The 20,593-nt window shown below is 71.4% G+C and carries 18 protein-coding genes; 7 read left to right on the forward strand and 11 right to left on the reverse strand.

All coding sequences use genetic code 11. The annotated features are described in order from the left end of the window. On the reverse strand, positions 1–2,076 hold the full coding sequence (locus tag Ate02nite_RS12110) for a phage holin family protein (RefSeq protein ID WP_203804004.1): 2,076 nt from the start codon (positions 2,074–2,076) through the stop codon (positions 1–3). A gap of 128 nt (positions 2,077–2,204) precedes the next feature. Here Ate02nite_RS12110 and Ate02nite_RS12115 point away from each other — a divergent pair, with 128 nt between their 5' ends. Continuing rightward, positions 2,205–3,401 carry a glycoside hydrolase family 18 protein gene (locus Ate02nite_RS12115; protein WP_203804005.1) on the forward strand — a complete coding sequence of 399 codons (1,197 nt, stop codon included), beginning with the start codon at positions 2,205–2,207 and terminating at the stop codon, positions 3,399–3,401. A 98-nt stretch (positions 3,402–3,499) separates the two neighbouring features. On the opposite strand, the gene Ate02nite_RS12120 is transcribed toward Ate02nite_RS12115, so the two are convergent. Both Ate02nite_RS12120 and Ate02nite_RS12125 read right to left on the reverse strand, forming a co-directional pair. Continuing rightward, positions 3,500–4,228 carry a LamG-like jellyroll fold domain-containing protein gene (locus tag Ate02nite_RS12120; RefSeq protein ID WP_203804016.1) on the reverse strand — a complete coding sequence of 243 codons (729 nt, stop codon included), beginning with the start codon at positions 4,226–4,228 and terminating at the stop codon, positions 3,500–3,502. Between the two features lie 62 nt (positions 4,229–4,290). Beyond that, a complete protein-coding gene (locus tag Ate02nite_RS12125; protein ID WP_203804025.1) occupies positions 4,291–5,583 on the reverse strand; it encodes an NAD(P)/FAD-dependent oxidoreductase in 1,293 nt (430 codons plus the stop codon). A gap of 246 nt (positions 5,584–5,829) precedes the next feature. Here Ate02nite_RS12125 and Ate02nite_RS12130 point away from each other — a divergent pair, with 246 nt between their 5' ends. Continuing rightward, positions 5,830–6,348, forward strand: a complete 519-nt coding sequence (locus Ate02nite_RS12130) for a SigE family RNA polymerase sigma factor (protein ID WP_203804028.1) — start codon at positions 5,830–5,832, stop codon at positions 6,346–6,348. After that, positions 6,345–7,541: a TolB family protein gene (locus Ate02nite_RS12135; RefSeq protein ID WP_203804041.1), complete on the forward strand. Its 1,197-nt coding sequence runs from the start codon at positions 6,345–6,347 to the stop codon at positions 7,539–7,541. The genes Ate02nite_RS12130 and Ate02nite_RS12135 overlap by 4 nt, the downstream gene beginning before the upstream one ends. A 3-nt stretch (positions 7,542–7,544) precedes the next feature. Here Ate02nite_RS12135 and Ate02nite_RS12140 read toward each other — a convergent pair whose 3' ends face one another. The 6 genes from Ate02nite_RS12140 to Ate02nite_RS12165 all read right to left on the reverse strand — a co-directional run bounded on the left by Ate02nite_RS12140 (position 7,545) and on the right by Ate02nite_RS12165 (position 14,153). Beyond that, complete coding sequence (locus Ate02nite_RS12140; RefSeq protein WP_239147331.1) at positions 7,545–8,183, reverse strand: tetratricopeptide repeat protein; 639 nt, start codon at positions 8,181–8,183, stop codon at positions 7,545–7,547. A gap of 28 nt (positions 8,184–8,211) precedes the next feature. After that, complete coding sequence (locus Ate02nite_RS12145) at positions 8,212–9,471, reverse strand: tetratricopeptide repeat protein (RefSeq protein ID WP_203804045.1); 1,260 nt, start codon at positions 9,469–9,471, stop codon at positions 8,212–8,214. Beyond that, a complete protein-coding gene (locus Ate02nite_RS12150; RefSeq protein ID WP_203804047.1) occupies positions 9,468–10,418 on the reverse strand; it encodes a cyclase family protein in 951 nt (316 codons plus the stop codon). The genes Ate02nite_RS12145 and Ate02nite_RS12150 overlap by 4 nt, the downstream gene beginning before the upstream one ends. An 8-nt stretch (positions 10,419–10,426) precedes the next feature. Continuing rightward, a complete protein-coding gene (locus Ate02nite_RS12155; RefSeq protein WP_203804049.1) occupies positions 10,427–11,014 on the reverse strand; it encodes a TMEM165/GDT1 family protein in 588 nt (195 codons plus the stop codon). A gap of 236 nt (positions 11,015–11,250) precedes the next feature. Then, positions 11,251–12,840 (reverse strand): alpha/beta fold hydrolase, encoded by a 1,590-nt coding sequence (locus Ate02nite_RS12160; protein ID WP_203804056.1) that lies wholly within the window; start codon positions 12,838–12,840, stop codon positions 11,251–11,253. A gap of 95 nt (positions 12,841–12,935) precedes the next feature. Next, a complete protein-coding gene (locus tag Ate02nite_RS12165) occupies positions 12,936–14,153 on the reverse strand; it encodes an MFS transporter (protein WP_203804058.1) in 1,218 nt (405 codons plus the stop codon). Between the two features lie 79 nt (positions 14,154–14,232). Between Ate02nite_RS12165 and Ate02nite_RS12170 the strand changes: the two genes are divergently transcribed. Further along, entirely contained in the window at positions 14,233–14,826 is a 594-nt protein-coding gene (locus tag Ate02nite_RS12170; protein WP_203804060.1) for a TetR/AcrR family transcriptional regulator, read from the forward strand. Positions 14,827–14,829: 3 nt separating this feature from the next. Here Ate02nite_RS12170 and Ate02nite_RS12175 read toward each other — a convergent pair whose 3' ends face one another. Together Ate02nite_RS12175 and Ate02nite_RS12180 are read right to left on the reverse strand one after the other, a co-directional pair. Further along, positions 14,830–16,599 (reverse strand): MFS transporter, encoded by a 1,770-nt coding sequence (locus tag Ate02nite_RS12175; RefSeq protein WP_203804063.1) that lies wholly within the window; start codon positions 16,597–16,599, stop codon positions 14,830–14,832. A gap of 20 nt (positions 16,600–16,619) precedes the next feature. After that, positions 16,620–17,072, reverse strand: coding sequence for a MarR family winged helix-turn-helix transcriptional regulator (locus Ate02nite_RS12180; RefSeq protein ID WP_203804072.1), 453 nt, complete (start codon positions 17,070–17,072; stop codon positions 16,620–16,622). A 132-nt stretch (positions 17,073–17,204) separates the two neighbouring features. On the opposite strand from Ate02nite_RS12180, the gene Ate02nite_RS12185 reads away from it, so the two are divergent. From Ate02nite_RS12185 to Ate02nite_RS12195, 3 genes are read left to right on the forward strand one after another with little or no spacing between them, the layout of a single operon-like run. After that, positions 17,205–18,095 (forward strand): DUF4240 domain-containing protein, encoded by an 891-nt coding sequence (locus Ate02nite_RS12185; protein ID WP_203804075.1) that lies wholly within the window; start codon positions 17,205–17,207, stop codon positions 18,093–18,095. Between the two features lie 45 nt (positions 18,096–18,140). Further along, positions 18,141–19,610 (forward strand): glycosyltransferase family 39 protein, encoded by a 1,470-nt coding sequence (locus tag Ate02nite_RS12190; protein WP_203804078.1) that lies wholly within the window; start codon positions 18,141–18,143, stop codon positions 19,608–19,610. Beyond that, the gene (locus tag Ate02nite_RS12195; protein WP_203804083.1) at positions 19,607–20,566 is read left to right on the forward strand and encodes an asparaginase; all 960 of its coding nucleotides are present in this window, start codon (positions 19,607–19,609) and stop codon (positions 20,564–20,566) included. The genes Ate02nite_RS12190 and Ate02nite_RS12195 overlap by 4 nt, the downstream gene beginning before the upstream one ends. The last annotated feature ends 27 nt before the right edge of the window (positions 20,567–20,593 follow it).

Consider the following 20,593-nt stretch of genomic DNA (forward strand, 5'->3'; position numbering starts at 1 on the left):
TTAACCGTCGTGCGCACGGGAAAGTCTCGGCGCCGAAGTTTCGGCTTCCAACTCGTCCGCCTCGACCGGCTGGGTCCGCAGGCCGAGCATGTCCAGCCACTCGACCAACTGGCGGTGCACCGCGTCCGGACCGTCGAGCTCGGGCCGGCCGACCGGCCACCGCGACGGGTGCACCAGGACTGCCTCGGTCTGCCAGCCGCCCAGCCCGCCGTGCGAGCCGACCAGCTCCTCGAACGCGGCGACCTCCTCGGTCACCGGGTCCACCGAGGAGATCAGCACCAGGTCGCCGACGTGCATCGCATCCTGGTGACGCAGCAGGTCGGCGCGGGCCTGCGGACCGTACGGCAGGAGCGGGTCGGCGCCCTCGACCGTGCCGTCACGCAGCCGGTGCAGGCCGGAGGTACCGAGCGCGACCGGTCCGTCCTCGTCCCGGACCACCACCAGCCCGATCCCCGGATGGGCGACCAGCCCCGGCACCAGCCGGGGGTAGGCCTCGTCGATCTCGGCCCGGCACAGCCGGTGCGCGAACCGGGTCAGGTAGAGCAGGGACAGGTTGCCGGACGAGACCACCAGCAGCGGCGCGACCGGCGGGTCCGGTTCGTTTGCCGACTCCTCGGCCGGGGTGGCCGGGCCGTCCGCCTGATCCGGCGCGGACAGCCGCCCGACCATCCCGTCCAGGGTCTCGCCGTAGCGCTGCCGGAACGTGGCGCCCTGACTCTGTCCGTGGTCGGAGAGCACCACGATGTGGTAGCGACGGGCCGCCTCGGGGGCGAGCCGTTCCAGCACGCCCAGCATCCGGTCGAGGCTCTCCAGCTGCCGCATCGACTCCGGCCGGGCCGGGCCGGCGTGGTGTGCCACCTCGTCGTAATCGACCAGGTCGCAGTAGACGGCCGGGGCACCGCGGGCCATCTGCTCGGCGATCAGCGAGATGTTGACGTCCCGCAGCAGCATCGAGGCCGGGCGCAGGGCCAGGAACGCACCGGAGCGGCTGACCCGGGGCTGGAGGTTGCGGCGGCGCTGGAGACGGGCCTGGTGCAGCTCGGTGAACACCTCACCGACGCCGAGCACCAGGGCCCGGGTGAAGCCGTACGGCGAGGCCATGAACGCCGCCCAGCCGCGCGCCGACCGGCCGGGCAGCGCCGCGTGGCTGACCGTGAGCAGGCTGACCACGGCGTCCCCGCTGAACGCGTTGCCGATGCTGACCCCGCCGTCGCGCAGCAGTCCGCGCCCGTCGGACAGCCGCGGCTCGATCGTGGCCGCGTCCCGGGGCCGGTTGGTGACCATCAGCTTGCCGGTGTCCTTCTCGTACCACCGGAACGCCGGGATCTGCCGGAAGGCACCGTGCAGGATGCCGGCCTGCGAGGCGGGCGTGGTGGACGGCATCCCGGTGTGCCAGCCGACCATGCTGTGGCTGCCGGAGCGCAGCCAATAGCCCAGGGTGGGCAGGTTGCCGGCCCGCACCGCCCAGCGCAGCACCGGCTCGGAGAGCCCGTCGAACTGCAGCATGAGCAGGCCCGGCTCGGTGCCCTGGCGGGGCCGGCGCAGGGTGAGGATCGGCCCGCCGGCCTGCCGCATCTGCCGCCGGCGCACCCCGCGCATGAGCCGCTTGGCCTCCTTGACGAACGTGTCGTCGGAGCCGGAGTCGAGCATCCAGTCGATGATGGCGGCGAAGACGACGGCCAGGATCGCGGCGATGACCAGGGACGGAAGGCCGCTGATCCGCTCGGCCGGGTCGAGTTCGAGGGCCACCACGATCACCGTGATCTGGGCGACGACGCCGAGCAGCATGGCACCCCAGCCGCCGAGCGCGACGATGCCGACCAGCAGCAGCGGCCGCAGCACCGCGCCGGTCCCGGCGACCAGCAACACCAGGCCCAGGGTCTGCACGATGTCGGCGCTGGCCACGCCGGGCATCAGCCACAGGGTGGCGGTCAGCACGACGAAGGTGACCAGGGCGCTGCGCAGCACCGCCCGCAACCGGTTGAAGACGCGCCGCCAGCTCAGCAGAACACGCAGCTCGCCACGCAGGTCCCTGGTGGTCGGCGCGGGCGGAGGTTCATGCGGGCTTACGGCCACCGGGAAACAATCGCACAACCGGCTGTTTCGATGGCTCCCCGTGCCGCGAATCACCCCGGTATGGAAGTCACACCCGTTCGGGGGAACGACCGGCCGTCGCTCCGGCGCTTCCGGATAGCTTCGGCGCGGTGCGCCGACTAGCCCTTCCTGTCCTTCTGCTGCCGCTGGCGCTTCTCGCCTGTTCCGGTAAGGCCGAACCACCACCCGAACGGCCGACCACCAAGGTGGTCGGCTACTTCACCAACTGGGGCGTCTACGGACGCGACTTCCAGGTGAAAGATCTCGATGCGAGCGGCGCCGCCGGCAAACTCACCCATCTGGTGTACGCGTTCGGCAAGGTCACCGACGGCCGGTGCGCGGCCTCGGACGGCTGGGCCGACTACCAGAAACCGATGCCGGCCGCGGACAGCGTCGACGGGGTCGCCGACCAGCCCGACGCCACGCTGCGCGGCAACTTCGGGCAGTTGCGCAAGCTCAAGGCGAAGCACCCCGGGCTGCGACTGATCTGGTCGTTCGGCGGCTGGACCGGCTCGGACGGCTTCACCGAGGCGGCCCGCGACCCGGCCGCGTTCGCCACCTCCTGCCGGGACCTGCTCGGCGATCCGCGCTGGGCCGGCCTGTTCGACGGCATCGACGTGGACTGGGAGTACCCGAACGCGTGCGGCCTGCGCTGCGACACCAGCGGCCCGGACGCGCTGCCGAAGGTGCTCACCGCGCTGCGCTCGGCACTCGGGCCGAAGGCCCTGATCAGTGCCCCGGTCTCCGGCGACATCGCCAAGCTCAAGGCGACCGACTACCTGGCCGCGTCCCGCACGGCGAACTGGCTGAGCGCGATGACCTACGACTACTTCGGCACCGACGACGCCAAGACCACCGCGGCCCACTCGCCGCTGACCGCCTACCCCGGCATCCCGAGGGCGACAAACACCACCTCGGCCACCGTCGACGAGCTGCTCAAGCTGGGCGTCCCACCGGCGAAGGTGCTGCTCGGCATCGGTTTCTACGGCCGTGGCTGGACCGGCGTCACGGCCTCCGACCCCGGCGGTTCGGCGACCGGCCCGGCCGACGGCCGCTTCGAGAAGGGCCTGGAGGACTACGACGTGCTGGCGGTCCGCTGCCCACCGACCGGCACGGCCGGCGGCACCGCCTACGCGCACTGCGGCACCCAATGGTGGTCCTACGACACCCCGACAACCATCAAGGACAAGATGGCGTACGCGCGCAGCAAGGCCCTGGGCGGCGCCTTCGCCTGGGAGCTATCCGGCGACACCCCGAAGGCCGACCTACTCGGCGCAGTCGCTACCGGAGCCATCGAGGCCGGATAGCGGGTGTCGAGCGGGGACACCCGGCCGGTGTCCGACGCCGCCCAGGCCGACTACGACGCCGTGGTGCGGCCGGGGTGGGCAGCGAGGTGCTGACGGCCCTAGCCGACCTCGACCCAGACGTTGTCTAGAGCGCCGTTGAACTGGTCGTTGTCGGGAAAGGCGCCCTTGGCGCCGATGCTGAGCGGCCGGCTGTTGGTCACCGACAGATTGGCCGGCACGACCACGCTGCCGCGCACCACCCCGTCGAGGTAGACCGCCAGGGTGGTGCCGGTGCGGCGGCAGGCGAGCGCGTGCCAGCGCCCGTCGGCGGCGGTGACCGAGCTGGTCACCACCCGGATGAACGGCTTGCGGTGGTCGACCAGCACGCAACTGGGCCGGCCGGCCACCCCGTCGATCTGCAGCTTCCACTGGCTGCTGGTGGTGGAGTAACCCTTCTGCACGATGTTCTGGCCCTTGCTGGTCTGCCCGGGGGCGAGCAGGACGTCAGCGCCGTACGCGATGTCCCGGGTCCCCGGGTTCAGGTCGGGCGTGCTGGGCGACTGCAACGCGACGTGCGGGCAGATCGACGCCCGCGCCGCGCAGCGGGACGGGAAGGCGAGCGCCGCGCCCTGGCCGTGCACCACCGGGCGCACCGAGCCGCCCTGCCCGGAGATCACCGACAGCGTGTGCCCGCGCCCGGACTCGTCGACGATCGACCCGGCTCGCCCGTTGAAGGTGTACCGGGCCATCACCGCGCCCGGGACGTCCGGGGTGGCCGCCCGCACGGGCGCCGGGCCGGCGACGAAGGTGACAGCGACGACCAGCACGCCGAGCCAACGAGATCGCATGCCCCGAATTATGACTTGTGAGTCTTATGTCCGGGTGAACATCCGCACCGCAAACCGGCCGATCATGGCTGGCTGAATGGCTTACCGCTGTCCAGTGGCACCGCGTCACCCCGGATCAGCCCGAGTTGGACCCCCTGCCGGCCCAGCAGCGAGTCGAGCAGCCAGTCACCGGCCACCCGCACCCGGTTGCCCGGCATCGACAGCAGGTGGTAACCGCGGGCGACCACCTTGGCGGGTAGTCCCCGCAGCGGCAGGCGAAGTGGGTTGGCCGCCGAGTCCAGTCCGCCGAGATCGACGACGAACCCCAGGTCATGGTGCCGATAGGCGCGTCGGCGCCCGTACCCGTAGGAGGCCGCGATGTTGCCCGCCGCGACCGCGCCGTGCCGGACCGCGTGCTGCGCGGTCATCCCGGTGATCTCCCCGGGCCTGGTCAGGTCGGGCACCGCGGCGGCATCGCCGATCGCGTAGACCTCGGGCCGCCCCGGAACGTTGAGGAACTCGTCGACCACCACCCGGCCGTGCTCGGTGGCCAGCCCTAGCCCCTCGACCACCGGGTCGGGCCGCACCCCGACGCACCAGATCAGCGACCGGGTCGGCACGAACTCACCGCCGGACAGCCGCACCCCGTCCGCGGTCGCCTCCTGCACGCTCGTCTTCAGCAGCACCTCGACACCGCGCTCGCGCAGCACCGCGTCGGCGGCCTCGGCCAGCCGGTGGTCGAGCGAGGGCAGCACCCGCTCGGCGGTGTCCAGCAGCAGCCAGCGCGGCCGCCCGTGCCCGACCGGCCGCGCCCTGACCAGGTCGTCGGTGTAGAGCACGCCCTGCGCCGCCACCTCGGTGCCGGTGTAGCCGGCCCCGACCACCACGAACGTGCAGCGCGCCTGCCGTTCCGGCTCGTCGGCCGCGTTGCCGGCCATCTCGATCTGCCGGGTGAGGTGATCGCGCAGATAGAGCGCCTCGGAGATGCCGCGGAAGCCGTGCGCGTGCTCGACCACGCCGGGCACCGGCAGCAGCTTGTTGACGCTGCCGACCGCTATCACCAGTCGGTGGTAACCGATCGTGCGGTGGGCGCCCTCCGGGTCGCGCAGGGTGACGGTGCGCCCGTCCAGGTCGAAGGCCTCGACGCTGCCCAGCACCACCCGCACACCCGGCAGCGCCGCCGCGAGCGGGACGGTGACCCGCCGCGGTTCGAGCAGCCCGGTGGCCACCTCGGGCAGCAGCGGCAGGTAGAGGAAGTAGTCGGTCGGGTTGATGACGACGATGTCGGCGCTGCCGTGCGACAGCTTGGCGAGCTTGCGGGCCGCCGCGAAACCGGCGAATCCGGCCCCGACGATCACGATCCGGGGACGTGCCATGACGCTGTCTCCCTCCGGGGGCATCCGTTCGGCCCATATTGAAAATAGGCCGTTCGGCCGTCGACCGGTCGTTCACTACTTGGCGTCTAACCGTGTGCCGGACGGTGCCCACACGGGGAGGCATCGATTGGCGGGGCATCCGTTGCGGGGCGATCGACGGAAGGGGGAGACGTGAGCGGGGCCGCGGTATTTGAACCGCGTGGGTACGCTCACGTCTCCCAATACCCCTCGATCGGACACCAGGCAATGGACGCCCGAGAGGCCGACTATGCGCATTTCGTCCGCACCCGGACGCACGCATTGTTGCGCTCGGCGTACCTTTTGACCGGAGATCAACACCTGGCCGAAGACCTGGTCCAGGAGGCGCTGGCCCGCACTCATCGAGCGTGGTTGCGGTTGGAGAAACCCGAGAACGCCGAGGCGTACGCGCGGAAGGTGATGTACCACGCGCAGGTGTCGCTGTGGCGCCGGCCGCGGATCGCCGAGGTGCTGCCGGGCGAGTTCGCCACCGACCCGGCCGGCGCCGACGACCCGGCCGAGGCCGCGGTCCAGCGGCTCACCCTGCGCCGGGCCCTGCTCGCACTCAGCGCCAAGCAGCGCGCGGTGATCGTGCTGCGCTACTTCGAGGACCACACCGAGGCCGAGGCCGCCCAGTTGCTCGGCATCTCGGTCAGCACCGTGAAGACCCAGACCGGCCGGGCCCTCGAACGCCTCCGCACGCTGCTGCCCGACCTGCGGGTGCTCACCTCGGAGAACCCCCGATGACCACCCCGGGCGAGGGCGGCCTGCGCGAGTCGCTGCACGACCTCGCCGACCAGGTGACCTCGGCCGACATGTACGAGCGGGCGGTGCACCGGTCCCGGCGGATCGCCCGCCGGGAGGCCGCGATCGGCACGGTCGCCGCGCTGGCCGTGCTGGTGCTGCTGGCCAGCGGCCTGTGGCGGCTCCCGGACCGGGACACCGGGCACACTCCGATGGCGCTGATCTCCGCGTCGGCGCCGGCCCCCGAGCCGATGCCGTCGCCCATCCCATCGGCCATCCACCACCCGGAAACGCCGGAACACCACGCGAGCACCCGCACCACCTCGCCGCGGCGCAAGAACCAGCCGCGGGCCGCCACGCCCACCGCCACCCCGAAGTCCCGTGCGCTGGCCGACCTGCCCGGGCACGTCTTCTACCAGCAGACCGGCAACCAGCCGGACGTGGTGCGACTGTCACCCACCGACGGCGACACCACGACTGTGCTGTCCGGGGCGCCCTCCGCGGTCGGCATCTCCCCGGACGGCAACCGGATCGCCTACGCCGTCGGCGGCGTGCTGCTGGTCGGCGAGACCGGCAGCGCCCAGTCCCAACCGGTGGCGACCGGCATCACCACCACCGCGCAGGCTCCGGCGTGGTCCCCCGACGGCGCCCGGCTGCTGGTGGTCACGAGCCGCCCGGCGATCCTCCAGGTCGATTCGGGCACGCTGACCCCACTGCCCGGCCGGCTCGCCGCCGGCCAGCATTTCCGCTGGTCAGGCGACGGCAACACGCTGGTGTACGCGACGACGTACTGCTCGCTGAAGGTCTCCTCCGGCGAGTCGAACGCGGTGGTGCCGATGTTCGGTGACCGGCAGCCGGTGGACAACCCGGACGGCCTGGCCGCGTGCAAGCCGACCAGCGTGGACGTGACCGGCCAGCACGTGACGGTGCCGCTGCAGAGCACCGGCGACATCGGCACGGCCAGCACCGACCCGGCCGACGTGGTGGTCGACACGATCACCGGCGACCTGGAACCGCTGCCGGTGGCCGGCAGCGTCGTCGGCGCGGTCTTCGGTCCGGACGGCAACCTGCTGGTCCGGGCCCGCACCGACGAGAGCACGACGCTGTCGGTCTTCTCGCCGGCCGGAAAATTGCTGGTGCAGGCGGTCGAGCCGGCCGCGGTCCACGACCTGAACCTGCTCGCCTACACGCGTTGAGGCTTACTTACGGCGGAACGGGTTCCAGCCGCGCTTCTTCGGTTCCGGTTCGCGGGCGGCCTCGCCGTTGAGCACGGCCAGCCGGTGCTGGGCGACCGGGTTCTCCGGTTCCATCTTCAGCGAGGTGAGCAGGGCCTGCCGGGCCTGGTCGGAGTGCCCGAGCGCGTCCAGCGTCACGCCGTGCGTGAAGTAGTAGTGGGCCTCGTTCGGGTCCAGCCCGATCGCGGTGCGCGCGGACTGCTCGGCGTCGGCGAACTGGCGGTCGGCGGCGAGCAGCGCCCACGCCACCCGGTCGTGCCACTGCGGGTTCACCGGCTCGACGATCACCGCCCGGTAGGCCATCGTGACCGCCTCCTCGTGCCGCCCGAGCAGCGACAACGCCCGGCTCGCGGTGGCCAGCGACCGCGGGTTGTCCGGGGCCAGCGCGATCGCCCGGTTGGCCGCGTCGAACGCGGCCGCCGCCTGGTCGGCGGCGAGCCGCAGCCGGGCCATCAGGTTCCAGCCCTCCACCGTGCTCGGGTCAGCAACCAGCGCCGGCTCGAGGACGGCGATCGCGGCCGGAACATCGAGCCGCTCGAACAGCGCCGCGGCACGGGCAATGCCCAACTCGGTGGCACTCTGCGCGCTGGAGTCGGGGCTCACTCGCCCATTCTCGGCGAAATGCCGCAATTCATCTGCGGATTCCCCGGAAAGCCTCCCGGCGAGCGCGACGGCGCCGAACGATCACCAGCAGACACACCATCGCCGCGGCCACCAGGGTCAGGGCGGCCGCCGAGAACCACCACGCGGCGTCGGCGGTGCCGATCTGCAGCAGGATCGCGGTGACCATGCAGCCGATGATCACCCACCAGAGCACCACGCTGACCCGGTCCGGCTGAGCGCCGACGCCGGCCGCCCGCACGTGCGCGTTGGTGGCCGAGACGGTCAGCAGCCGGACCGCGAAGCCGCCCAGCGCGGCCGTCCCGAGCAGCCAGGGCAGCCAGCCGGCCGGCGCGAACGTCGAGACGAGCAGAAGCAGAAGGCAGACCGCGAAGCCGATCGCAGCGATCCGCTGCCGGCCATAGGCCAGAACATTGAGCAGGTACGCACGGAGCGGGCGATCCAACCGCAGTACGAAGTAGGCCGCGAAGCCGACCGTGGTCAGCGCCGACGCCCCGGCCAGCAGCCGAGCACCGGCCACCGAGAACTCGGTCATCCGCCAGCCCACGTAGGCCAGCACCGCGAGCAGCACGGCCGTGTAGACCAGGAAGCGCCGCAACGCCACGTCGAGCATGAACCGGCTGGCCTGCTGCCGGGGGTCGGACCGCAGCGCCCCGGCCAGCCCGCTGGCGCCCCGGGCCAACCGGCCCAGCGCGAACGGATTGCGGTGCACCACGTCGAGGGTGGCCAGTTCGTGCTGCGCGACCGCGTTGTCGGGTTCCAGGGCGAGCGCGTCGCGCAGCGCCTGCCGGGCCCGGTCGGTGTAGTCGAGCTGCTTCATCACCATGGCGTAGGTGATCCGGAAGTCGGCCTCGTTCGGGTCGAGCTGCACCGCCAGCCGGGCCGCGTGCTCGGCCTCGATCGTCCGCCGGCCGTCGCCGAGCAGCGCCCAGGCGAGCCGGTTGTGCCGGTACGCGTTGTCCGGTTCGAGCCGGCTGGCCCGCTGTGCCACCTCGACCGCCTCGTCGTGCCGGTCCAGCCCGGTGAAGGCCCGGCTCAGCGCGCCGAGCGCCTCGGCCGAGTCGGGCGCGACGTGCACCGCCCGCTGGGCGACGCGATAGGCGAGGTCGGGGTGCTTGAGGGCGAGCTGGGCGTGGGTCATCAGCACGAGCGCGCGCACGTTGTCCGGCTCGGCCGCGAGCACCGGGCCGAGCAGGCCGACCGCCGCATCCGGGTCGCCCCGCTGGAACTGCACGGCCGCCATCGCGACAGCCGTGCCGGTCTCCGTCATGACTGCTGAACTGCGGTGGGAAGCCAACCCGCCGACCGGGTGTGATCATGCGGTTCGAACCACGGCATGGTGGCGAACGCCCGCACCGGGAAGGTGCCGAAGCCGACGATCCGGGGCGGCGCCGCGGTGAACCGGGCCCCCAGCGGCGGCAGCTCGCCGAGGTTGGTGAGGTGCTCGACGATCGGGATGCCGACCGCCAGCAGCACGCTGTGCGCCGGCCGCGGCCCGCCCGGCACGGCGTCGTCGATATTGGCCGAGTCGATGCCGACCAGGGCGGCACCCCGCTCGACCAGCAACCGGGCGCCCGCCTCGGTCAGGAACGGCGCGTCCGTCCCGTAGGCGTCCGTCCCCCAGTGCCGGTCGCCGCCGGTGTGCAGCAGCACCGCGTGCCCCGCCACCACGTACGGCTCGAGGTCGCCGGCGTCGACCGCGCGGCCGTCGTTGTCGACCGTGCGGACCACCACGGCCGGCAGGTCGGCGAGCCGGCCGAGCGGGAGGCCGGCCAGGTCGGTGCCGTCCTGGTAGCGGTGCCGAGGGCTGTCGAGGTAGGTGCCGGTCTGCCCGATCATCTCGATCCGGTCGAAGCTGAACTCGGTGCCCTCGGCGTAGCCGGGCCGGGACTCCGCCCAGGTGCGGTAGGCCGAGATGACCGGGCCGGGCAGACCGGCGTAAGTGGTCATGCCCGACTCGATCACGTGACTGAGTTCGACGTACTCGATCCGTTGTGGGGTTCGGCCGCCGCCGGCCGCGACGGTCTCGCCGAAGACCCGGACCGACGTGAGGTCGACCTTCGCGCCGGCCAGGCCGAGCGCGGCGACCGCCAGCCGGGCCACCTCGGGGTGGGTGACGTCGGCGTGCGGCACTTCCACGAGCAGGGCGCGCGCCGTCACGCTGCCGCCGTTGCTGAGGGTGATCTCGGCGTCCAGCTCCGCCCGGTACTGCAGCACGGCAACCCCTATCGCAGTTTGATGATCGCTTCCACGATCAACCAGATGCCGAAGATAGCGAAGAGCGCGGCCGCACCGTACTTGATGAATTTCTCCGGTAGATGGCGGCCGAGCATCCGGCCGACCACGATGGCCAGCGCGTCGGCGGCGACCATGCCGATCGTCGAGCCGACCCAGGTGCCGAACCAGCCATGCTGGGTGGCCAGCGTGATCGTCGCGAGCATCGTCTTGTCACCCAGCTCGGCCAGGAAGAACGCGCCGCCGACGGCCCAGATCGCCGAGCCGGTGGTGCGCTCGGCCTTGGTCTTCTCATCGTCGGTCAGTTTGTCACCGCGCAGCGTCCAGGCGCCGAAGGCGAGGAACGCGATGCCGGCCACCAGCGAGATCCAGCCGGTCGGCAGGGTGGCGCCGAGGCCGTAACCGATGCCCACCGAGACGAGGTGCACCACGGCAGTCGCCACGGTGATGCCGATCAGCACCGGCCACGGCTTGAAGCGGGTGGCGAAGGTGAGGGCCATGAGCTGCGATTTATCGCCGAGCTCGGCCACGAAGATGACCGCAAAGCTGATCGCCAGCGCGGCGAGGAAACCATCCACCAAAAACTCCCGGGGGCATTCAGGACCGGGAGGAAGTTTTGGCCCAGGGGCGTCTTCGACCCGGCCGTTGTGAACAACAGCCAAGTCGAAGGTCTCGCTCGCCTCTGGTGAGGCTGTCCGGCCGGACACCCGGAGGCGTCAGCATGTCGACCGCGACATTGGGAGCTACTCCCCTTCGCGTTTTCGAGCATAACCGCCGCCGGGTGCCGACCGGTTGCAAGGTGGTGCGGATCTCGTTACCGGATGAGCGCCCGCTGCAGCAGCAGGGCCTCGGCCGGCCGCTTGCCCTTGACGTCGTCCGCGCCGTCGTCGGCGGGGTTCGGCTGGGGAATCGGCGGGCAACGCTTGTCGGACCGCTCCCCCGCCTTGCGCTTGGGGAGTGCGCCGGTGGCGAGGTAGTCGGCGATCGTGTTGTCGATGCACTCGTCGCCGAACAGCGAGCCCGCGTGGGTGGTCCCGCCGACGCCCTCGATCAGCGACGAGCGCGGGAACCGCTTGCGCACCTCGATGCTGCCGTTGAACGGGGTGGCCGCGTCCAGGGTCTCGCTGATCAGCAGGATCGGCGGCACGCCCTCGCCGGAGACGGTGGTCGGGATGCCCGGCTTGCCGGCCCAGGTGCGGCAGGGCGCGTTGTACCAGGCGTTGGCCCAGGTCTCGAACGGCGCCTTGCGGTGCGCCTCCCAGTTGTCCGCGGCCCACTTGGTCCAGCTCAGCGGCCACTGCACGTCGGTGCACTGCACACCCAGGTAGATGGCGTACCCGTTGTCGCCGCCCTCGCCCTGGTCGTTGTTCTTGTCGTACAGCTTCTTGAGCGGTTCCGCGTCTTTCTTGTGCACCCAGGCGGCGAACGCCTGCGCGATCTCCTCCCAGCCGAAGACGTAGTAACCCGCCTGCAGGAAGATGTCGGTGAACTCGGACGAGCCGAGCACCCCGCCGGCCGGCTTGGTGGCGAGCTTGGCCCGCTCGGCGTAGTAGCGACGCTCGACCGCCTTGGCGGTGCGGCCGAGGTGGTAGACCCGGTCGTACTTGGCGAGCCAGCCGAAGTAGACCTTCATGTTCTTGTCGAACGCGATGTCCTGGTCGATGTTCGAGTCGTACCAGACCCGAGCCGGGTTGACGTTGCCGTCGAGGACCATCCGGCGCACCCGGGACGGGAACATCGTGGCGTAGACCTGGCCCAGGTACGTGCCGTACGAGAAGCCGTAGAAGTTGATCTGGGTGGCGCCGAGGACGAGGCGGATGCTCTCCATGTCCCGGACGGTGTCCTGGGTCTTGAGGTGGTCGAGCAGGGGACCGCCGGCCTTGGCGCAGTCCGACGCGTACTTCTCGGCCCGCTCCAGCCAGGTCTTCTCGATCGCGGTCGTGGTCGGCACGTACTCCGGCCGGTTGTAGCCGGCGTAGTGGGTGTCACAGCTCAGCGACGGCTTGCTGGCGCCCACCCCGCGCGGGTCGAAACCGATCCAGTCGTACGCCTCGCCGGCCCGCTTGGGCACCAGCGAACCGATCACTCCGAGGCTCTGGCCCTTCCCGCCCGGGCCGCCCGGGTTGACCAGCATGACGCCCTGGTACTTCTTCTGCGGGACGGTGTGCTTGATCCGCGAGATGGCGATCTCGATGGTCTCGCCGTCCGGGTCCTTGTAGTCCATCGGCACCGTGACGAAGCCACACTCGGCCTTCCGGCTGACCAGTGACGGGTCGGTGCAGGTGCCCCAGGTGAGCTTGGGATAACCGGGCTTGAGCCGCGGTTCTGCGCGCGCCCCGGTCGCCGTGGCGCCGGCCGCCGCCACGGCGATCGTGATGGCCGCAGCCAGAAGTCTTCTTCGCATCTCAAGCCCTCTCGTGTCTGTTTCGCCCCATATGCTGCGGCGTGGGCGACCTCAAGGGAGGTCGCCCACGCCGGGGACGCACGAAAGATGGCCTTTTAGCTGATCCGCGCCCTCAGCCGTTGAGCTGTCAGTGCCGCTGCCGCCAGTACCGCCACGACCAGTCCGTAGACCAGCGTGGTGCGGTGCAGGCCGACCGAGGTGGCGGCGAAACCAGCGATCACGGCGGGCACGCTGAACGCGATGTACGCGATGGTCAGCGCGACCGCGAACAGCTCACCCCGCTCGTGCGGGGCGGCCAGCACCGCGAGGGTGCCGAACGAGGCCAGCGCTGAGGCGCCGAAGCCGATGCCGGAGATCACCGTGCCGATCGCAGCGACCGCGATGTTCGACCACTCGACACCGGCCACGCTGATCAGCGAACCCGCGGTGAGCAGGGCAGCGGCCAGGGTGAGCACACGCGGGGTGGGCACGCTGCGCATGGCGTACGACGTGATCGCGCCGGTGCCGCAGAGCAGCGTCACCACCAGGCCGCCGACCAGATGGTTGGTGAGCCCGAGTTCGGCGGCCGCGACCGACGGGCCGAGCGACAGGTAGAGCCCGCCGATCGCCCAGCTGGCCACGATCACCGGCACCAGGGCCAGCAGGTCGCCGCGCAGCCGGGCCGGCACGCCGAGCCGGGGCGAGAGCGAGGCGACCGCGCCGGGGCGGCGGATCGAGGTCTCCGGAAGGCGGGCCACCACCACGCCGGAGAGCAGCATCCCGGCCAGCAGCAGGGCCCAGACCAGGTGGGTGGGCTCGGGCGCGAACTGGACCAGGGCACCGCAGCCCAGCGCACCGACGGCCAGTCCGGCGGTCGGCGCGATGCCGTTGATCAGGCCGGCCCGTCCGGGAGCGTGCGGCGGGTTGAGGTCGACCAGGGCCGCACCGAGGGTGGTGAGCGCGGCGCCGGTGGCGATGCCCTGCAGCAGTCGGGCCACGAGCAGGACCGTGACGTCACCGGCGGTGAGGAAGAGGACGAGCGAGGCGGCCTCCAGCGCGATCGCGGCGGCCAGCACCGGGCGGCGGCCGACGTGGTCGGAGAGCGCGCCCAGCATGAGCAGCGACCCGATCAGCCCGACCACGTAGACCGCGAAGACCACCGTGAGCGTGGTCGCCGAGAAGCCCCAGAGGTGCTGGTAGACGACGTACAGCGGGGAGGGCGCGGCGGACGCGGCGGTGAAGGTCACGAAGATCGCGGCGATGGCCGCGAACGCGACCGGGCGAGACAGCCGCCGGTTGCGAATGACCGGTGGCGCTTCAGCAACGGTGGTCATGGCGAGCCTTTCGCTTGTGAACAGACAGGTCTGTCTGCCTCCAAGAGACTAGACAGACCTGTCTGGTATCGTCAAACCCATGTCACCCGCATCACCTACCGCGGCCCGTAAGCCGTCGGCCCGCGAGCGCCTGCTGGCCGCCGCGGACGAGCTCTTCTACGCCGAGGGCGTGCACACCGTCGGCATCGACCGCGTCATCGAGCGCGCCGGGGTCGCCAAGGCGTCGCTCTACAGCAGCTTCGGCAGCAAGGAGGAGCTGGTCCGGGCCTACCTGGAAAACCGGCACGAGCTCCGCCGCAAGCGACTGCTGGCCGGGCTCGAGCGGTTCGACAACCCGCGCGACCGGCTCCTCGGCGTCTTCGACGTGCTCGCCGAGGTGACCGGCACGCCCGGTTTCCGGGGCTGCGCCTTCTACAACGCCAGCGCCGAGTCGGTGGCCGAGGGCGGCGCGGTCGACCAGGTCTCCACCGCCAACCGCGCCTGGACCAGGGGCCTGTTCACCGAGCTGGCCCGGGACGCCGGGGTGGCCGACCCGGCCGCCCTCGCCGACCAGCTGGTGATCCTCTACGACGGCGCCTCGGTCGGCGGCCGGATGGACAAGCAGGCCGGCGCCGCCGTCCTGGCCCGCTCGATCGCCGAGCACCTGCTCGACGCGGCCACCGCTACCGCCTAGGAGTTACTGCTGCGCCCGGTCCAGCGGCTCGGAAACCGCGGTGGCCGGGCTCAGCGGCTGCGCGTCGGACAGCTCGGCCTTGACCTCGGCCTCGTGCGCGACGAACCCCTCTGCTGGCGGCACCTTCTTGCTGCGCAGCAGGGAGAGCAGCGCACCGGCCACGGCCATCGCGATGGCCAGCCAGAAGACGATCACCAGGCCGTCGTGGAACGGCTCGGAGATGAGTCGCGGGAAGAACTCCAGGCCGGTCAGGTTGGCCGCGTTGGCGGCCGGCAGTGCGCCCAGCACCGCCGGGCCGAGCAGTTCGCCGATCGGGTTGAAGCCGAGGAACGCCGCGAACAGCGTGCCCACCGGCGGCAGCTGGGCGATCATGTTGGCCGTGTCGGCGGGAACGCCCTGCGAGGTCAGGCCGGTGCTGAGGGTGCCCGGCAGCGAGTCGGCCAGACCGGCCACCATCAGCGAGAAGAAGACGCCGATGGAGAGCACCTGGCCGGCGTTCTGGAAGGTGGCCCGCATGCCAGAGGCGGCGCCGCGCATGTTGGCCGGCACGCTCGACATGATCAGCGACGTGTTCGGCGCCGCGAACAGGCCACCGCCCAGGCCGTTGATGAAGATCAGGATCGCGAAGATCGTGTAGTTGAAGTCGCCCGGCAGCAGGAGCAGGCCGACAAAGGACGCGGCCATCACCAGCAGGCCACCCGACGCGAACAGGCGCGGCCCGAACTTGTCGGAGAGGTAACCGGCGAGCGGGCCGGCCGCCAGGAAGCCGATCGTCATCGGGACCAGGTAGATGCCGGCCCACAGCGGGGTCGACTCGTAGTCGTACCCGTGCAGTGGCAGCCAGATGCCCTGCAACCAGATGATCAGCATGAACTGGAGACCGCCGCGGGCCACGCTGGCCAGCAGGTTCGCGGCGTTACCGCTGGTGAAGCCGATGTTCTTGAACAGAGCGAGCGGGAACATCGGCTCGGCCACCCGGGTCTCGATGATCCCGAACGCGGCAAGCACGAACGCGCCGCCGATCAGGCCGGTCAGCACCCACGGGTTGGTCCAGCCCATGGTGTGCCCGCCGTACGGCTGGATGCCGTAAGTGATCGCGGCCAGCACGGCCGTCAGGCCGATCGCGAAGGTCGCGTTGCCCCACCAGTCGATCTTCGCGGGCCGGCGGACGCCGGTGTCGTGCAGCGATCGGTACGCCCAGATGGTGCCGAGGACGCCCAGCGGGATGTTGACCCAGAAGATCGAGCGCCAGTCCCACTCGGCGAGCACCCCACCCAGCACCAGGCCGATGAACGAACCGGCCAGCGCCGAGACGATGTTGACACCGAGCGCCATGCCGCGCTGCTCGGCCGAGAACGCGTCGGTGATGATCGCGGCCGAGTTGGCCATCAGCATCGCGCCGCCGACCGCCTGCAGCACCCGCCAGCCGATCAGCCACAGTGCACCGCCACCGCCGTCGAACGGGTCGAGCGACAGGATGACGCTGGTGATCGTGAAGATCGCGAAGCCGGCGTTGTAGATCTTCACCCGGCCGTACATGTCGCCGAGCCGGCCCAGCGTCACCACCAGCACCGCGGTGACCAGCATGTAGCCCATCAGCATCCAGAGCAGATAGCTGACGTTGCCGGCATCGAGCGGGTCGACGTGGATGCCCTTGAAGATCGCCGGGAGCGAGATCAGCACGATCGACGAGTTGATCGTGGCGAGCAGATTGCCGAGGGTGGTGTTCGACAGCGCGACCCACTTGTACCGAGGGTGGTCGGTCGTGATCAACCGAGTGCCCCTTTCATTTCTCAGAGGGGAGGCTGCTCGGCCATCAGGTCGCTGAGCCGCTCGAGCGCGGGCAGAGCCGCCAGAATGGCCGCGTGGTCCTCGGCCGGGAGCTGCTCCAGCAGGGCGGACAGCGCCCGGGTGCGGCCCTCGCGGCGGCGAGCCACCGCGGCCCGGCCGTCGTCGGTGATGGTGACCACCACGGCCCGGCCGTCGTCCGGGTCGCTGCCGCGCTTGGCCAGCCCCTCCTTCTCCAGGCGGGTGATCAGCTGCGTCATCGCGGGCTGGCTCACCCCCTCGGGCGCGTGCAGCTCACAGAGCCGATGTGGGCCCGAGCGCTCCAGGCGGCGCAGGGTCGAGGCGGCGGTCAGGCTCAGCTCGGAACGTGGTGTCAGCCGGCGAAGCACCTCGTAGAAGCGCTCGAAACCGCCGGCGATGGCCAGGTCCTCGGCCGAGAGAGTGTCTGTATCCCGCACCAATTTTTTATATCACCAACTTATGAAAGTCCGTCGGCCGGGTGACGAAGCGCTCATTACCAACGGGTAATCGCCCGGACGTGACGGAATGTCTTACCTATCCCGGTGTGCCCCTGGTGACAGCATGCCGTCATGGACGAGCAGACCTTCTGGGAACTGGTCGACCGGACCGGCCCCGACCCGGCCAACCTCGAACGCCTGGCCGACGAGCTCTCCGACCACGCCGCCGCGGACATCCGGGACTTCGCCGACCATCTGGCCCGCGCACTGCACGCGCTGGACACCCCCGCGCACTATCACGCGGTGGCCACCTCCGGCGCGTCGTTCCTGGGCGTACGCTGCGCGGCCGTCGCCGCCGGGAACCGGGCCTACCGCAAGGTCCTGGGCGCCCCGGCCGCACTCGCCACCTACACCGGCTCCCCCGGCGACCAGCTGCTCCCGGTGGCCGAACGCGCCTACCGCACCTCCACCCGGGCTGACTGGCAGCACCAGACCGCGGTCAGCACCCACACCGGCTCCAACGTCGCGGCCTGGGGCACCTCGTGGCTGCACCCGCACATGGGCACCACCACCGTCGAGGGCCTCGCCCCGCAGGACTACATGATCGCGCTCCGGCACGTGGCGCTCACCCTCGACGCCGACCCGGCCTGGCGATCGTGGTGGCGGCAGTCCGGGCTGACCGCCTGCGAACTGGGCATCGTCGCCGAGGGCCGGCTCGACCACCTGCGTCCCAGCGCCGACATCCGGCGCTGCGCCGACCGGCTGCGCGCCAACTTCACCTGCGCGTCGCCGCACGGCGGCGCCGACCTGTCGGCCCGGGCGGTGTCCGAGGTGCGGTCCATGTTCGAGGTGATCCGGCAGGCCATGTCCATGCCCGGTCTCCCGCCCACCCCGCCCGTGCCGACCCTGCCGGCCGACGTGCCCGAGGTGCCGGTCACCGCCAAGCCGCTGGCCGCGATGCCGGCCGAGCTGGAACCGCAGGGTTACCTCACGCTGACCCAGATCCAGGAGTTCTTCGGCTGACCGTTCATCCGCCGTACATCGACGCGGATTAACGTGCCATCCACCATGGACACGGTCGCCCGCTCGGATGCACAGACGGCGATCATCCCCCGGCAACGGGCCGCCCCCACCGCCCCGGCACGGCCGACGACCTGGCTCACCTGGGTGGCACCCGCGCTGGTCACCGCGGTGCTCGGCGGCTGGCGGCTCACCACCCCCGCCCTCTGGGCCGACGAGCTGGCCACCTGGGGAGCCGTGCGGCTCAGCTGGGAACAGCTGCGGGAACTGACCGACAACGTCGACATCGTGCTCGCGCCCTACTACGCGGCCATGAAGGCGTACACCTCAATCGCCGGCACCTCGACGGTGGCCCTGCGCCTCCCCGCCCTGCTCGCGATGATCGCGGCCACCCTGCTCACCACCGCGTTGGGACGCCGTCTCGGCGGCCCGGCGGCCGGCCTGCTGGCCGGCCTGATCTTCGCGGTCCTGCCCGCTACCTCCCGGTACGGCCAGGAGGCACGCTCCTACGCGTTCGCGATCTTCGCCGGCACCCTGGCCCTGCTGTTCCTGATCCGGCTGCTGGACCGGCCCACCGTGGCGCGCGCGGCCGGTTATGCCGGTGCGGTGGCCCTGACCGGACTGAGCCACCCGCTCAGCGCCCTGCTGGTGCTGGCCGCTCACGGCGCGGCGGTGGCCTGGCGCCGCGGTCCGCGGGTCGCGGCCTTCTGGCTCCCGGCGGCCGTGCTCGGCGGCCTGCCCGCCCTGGTGCTCACCGCCCTCGGCGCCCGGCAGCGCGGCCAGCTCTCCTGGATCAAGGTCCTCACCATCGACCTGCTGCAGGTGGTCCCCGACCGGATCTTCCTGTCCGGCGCGGTGGCCGGCCTGGTGCTGGGCCTGGCCGTCCTGGGAGCACGCGAGTCCGCGAGTCTGGCCGCCGCCGGCTTCGGGCCGATCCTGCTGTTGCTGGTCGCGGGCCTGTTCGAGCCGATCTGGAGCGCCCGGTACGTACTGGTGTCGCTGCCCGCCCTGGCCGTGCTGGCCGCCGTGGCGGCGCTACGCTTCGGGCCGCGCCCGGCCACCGTGGTCCTGCTGCTGCTCACCCTGATCGGCTGGCCGGCCCAGCTCGACGCCCGCGCCCCGGCTGGGCACTCGGAGGACTCGGCGAAGATCGCCGCGGTGATCACCCCACTCGAGCGCCCTGGCGACGTCGTGGTCTTCCCCGACACCCACCCGAGCATCCCGTGGGCGCCCCGCGACATCTACGAGCGCTACCTGTCGCCCCCGCGCCCACCCGACGTGCTGCGCACCGAGCCGCAGCGCACCGACGGCCGCTTCCTGGCCACCGAGTGCCCGGCGGCCACGTGCTTGGGCGCGCCGCCCCGGATCTGGGTGATCCGCGTTGACAACAGCGCCGATCCGTACGCCAATATGATCGGTCCCAAGCGGAAGGTTCTCGCCGACAATTACCAACCGGTCCGTCGCTGGCAGTACCCACTTCTCGGCATCACCCTCCTGGAACGGAAACCCAGCCGATGAGCCGCGTCCTGGTCGTCGGGCTCGGTGGCACGATCGCCATGACCGGTTCGGCCGGTGTCGTGCCCAGCCTGACCGCGCAGCAGTTGGTCGACGCCGTCCCCGGCCTGCCCGGCGACCTCGAGGTGCACAGCTTCCGGAACAAACCCGGAGCGTCGCTGACCCTGACCGACCTGACCGACCTCGCCGACCTGATCCGGCAGAGCTCCGCCACCGGCACGGTGATCACCCAGGGCACCGACACCATCGAGGAGACCGCGTACGTCCTCGATCTCCTGCACACCGGCCCCGAGCCGATCGTGGTCACCGGTGCGATGCGTAACCCCACCCTGGCCGGCGCGGACGGCCCGGCCAACCTGCTGGCCGCCGTCACCGTCGCCGCCGACCCGGCCGCCCGCGATCTCGGCTGCCTGGTGGTGCTGGCCGACGAGATCCACGCCGCCGCCCGGGTACGCAAGACCCACTCGATGCACGTGGCCACCTTCGCCTCCGCCAACGGCGGCCCGCTCGGTTACGTCGTGGAGGGCCGGCCCCGCCTGGTCAACCGGCCCGTGCAGCGGTACACCCTGCCGTCGGCCCCGACCCGGGAATCGGTGCGGGTGGGTCTCTGCACCGCCACGCTGGGCGACGACGGAACCCTGCTGCGCACCGTGGCCGAGCAGGTGGACGGCCTGGTGATCGCGGCCTTCGGGGTCGGCCACGTGCCCGAGTCGTGGGTGCCCCACCTGGCCGAGGCCGCGGCCCGGATCCCGGTGGTGCTGGCCTCCCGCACCGGCGCCGGTTACGTCGGCACCGACACGTACGGCTTCCCCGGCTCCGAACGAGATCTCCTGGACCGAGGCCTCATCCCGGCCGGCAGCCTGGACCCCTACAAGGCCCGTCTCCTGCTGCACCTGCTGCTGACCACGACGGCGAACCCGGCCCAGATACGCGCCGAGATCGCGGCGGCCGGCGCCTGACGGCAGGACTTTGGTCCCGCCAGGTGG

It is taken from the genome of Paractinoplanes tereljensis (genome assembly GCF_016862435.1).
GTDB classification, from domain to species: domain Bacteria; phylum Actinomycetota; class Actinomycetes; order Mycobacteriales; family Micromonosporaceae; genus Actinoplanes; species Actinoplanes tereljensis.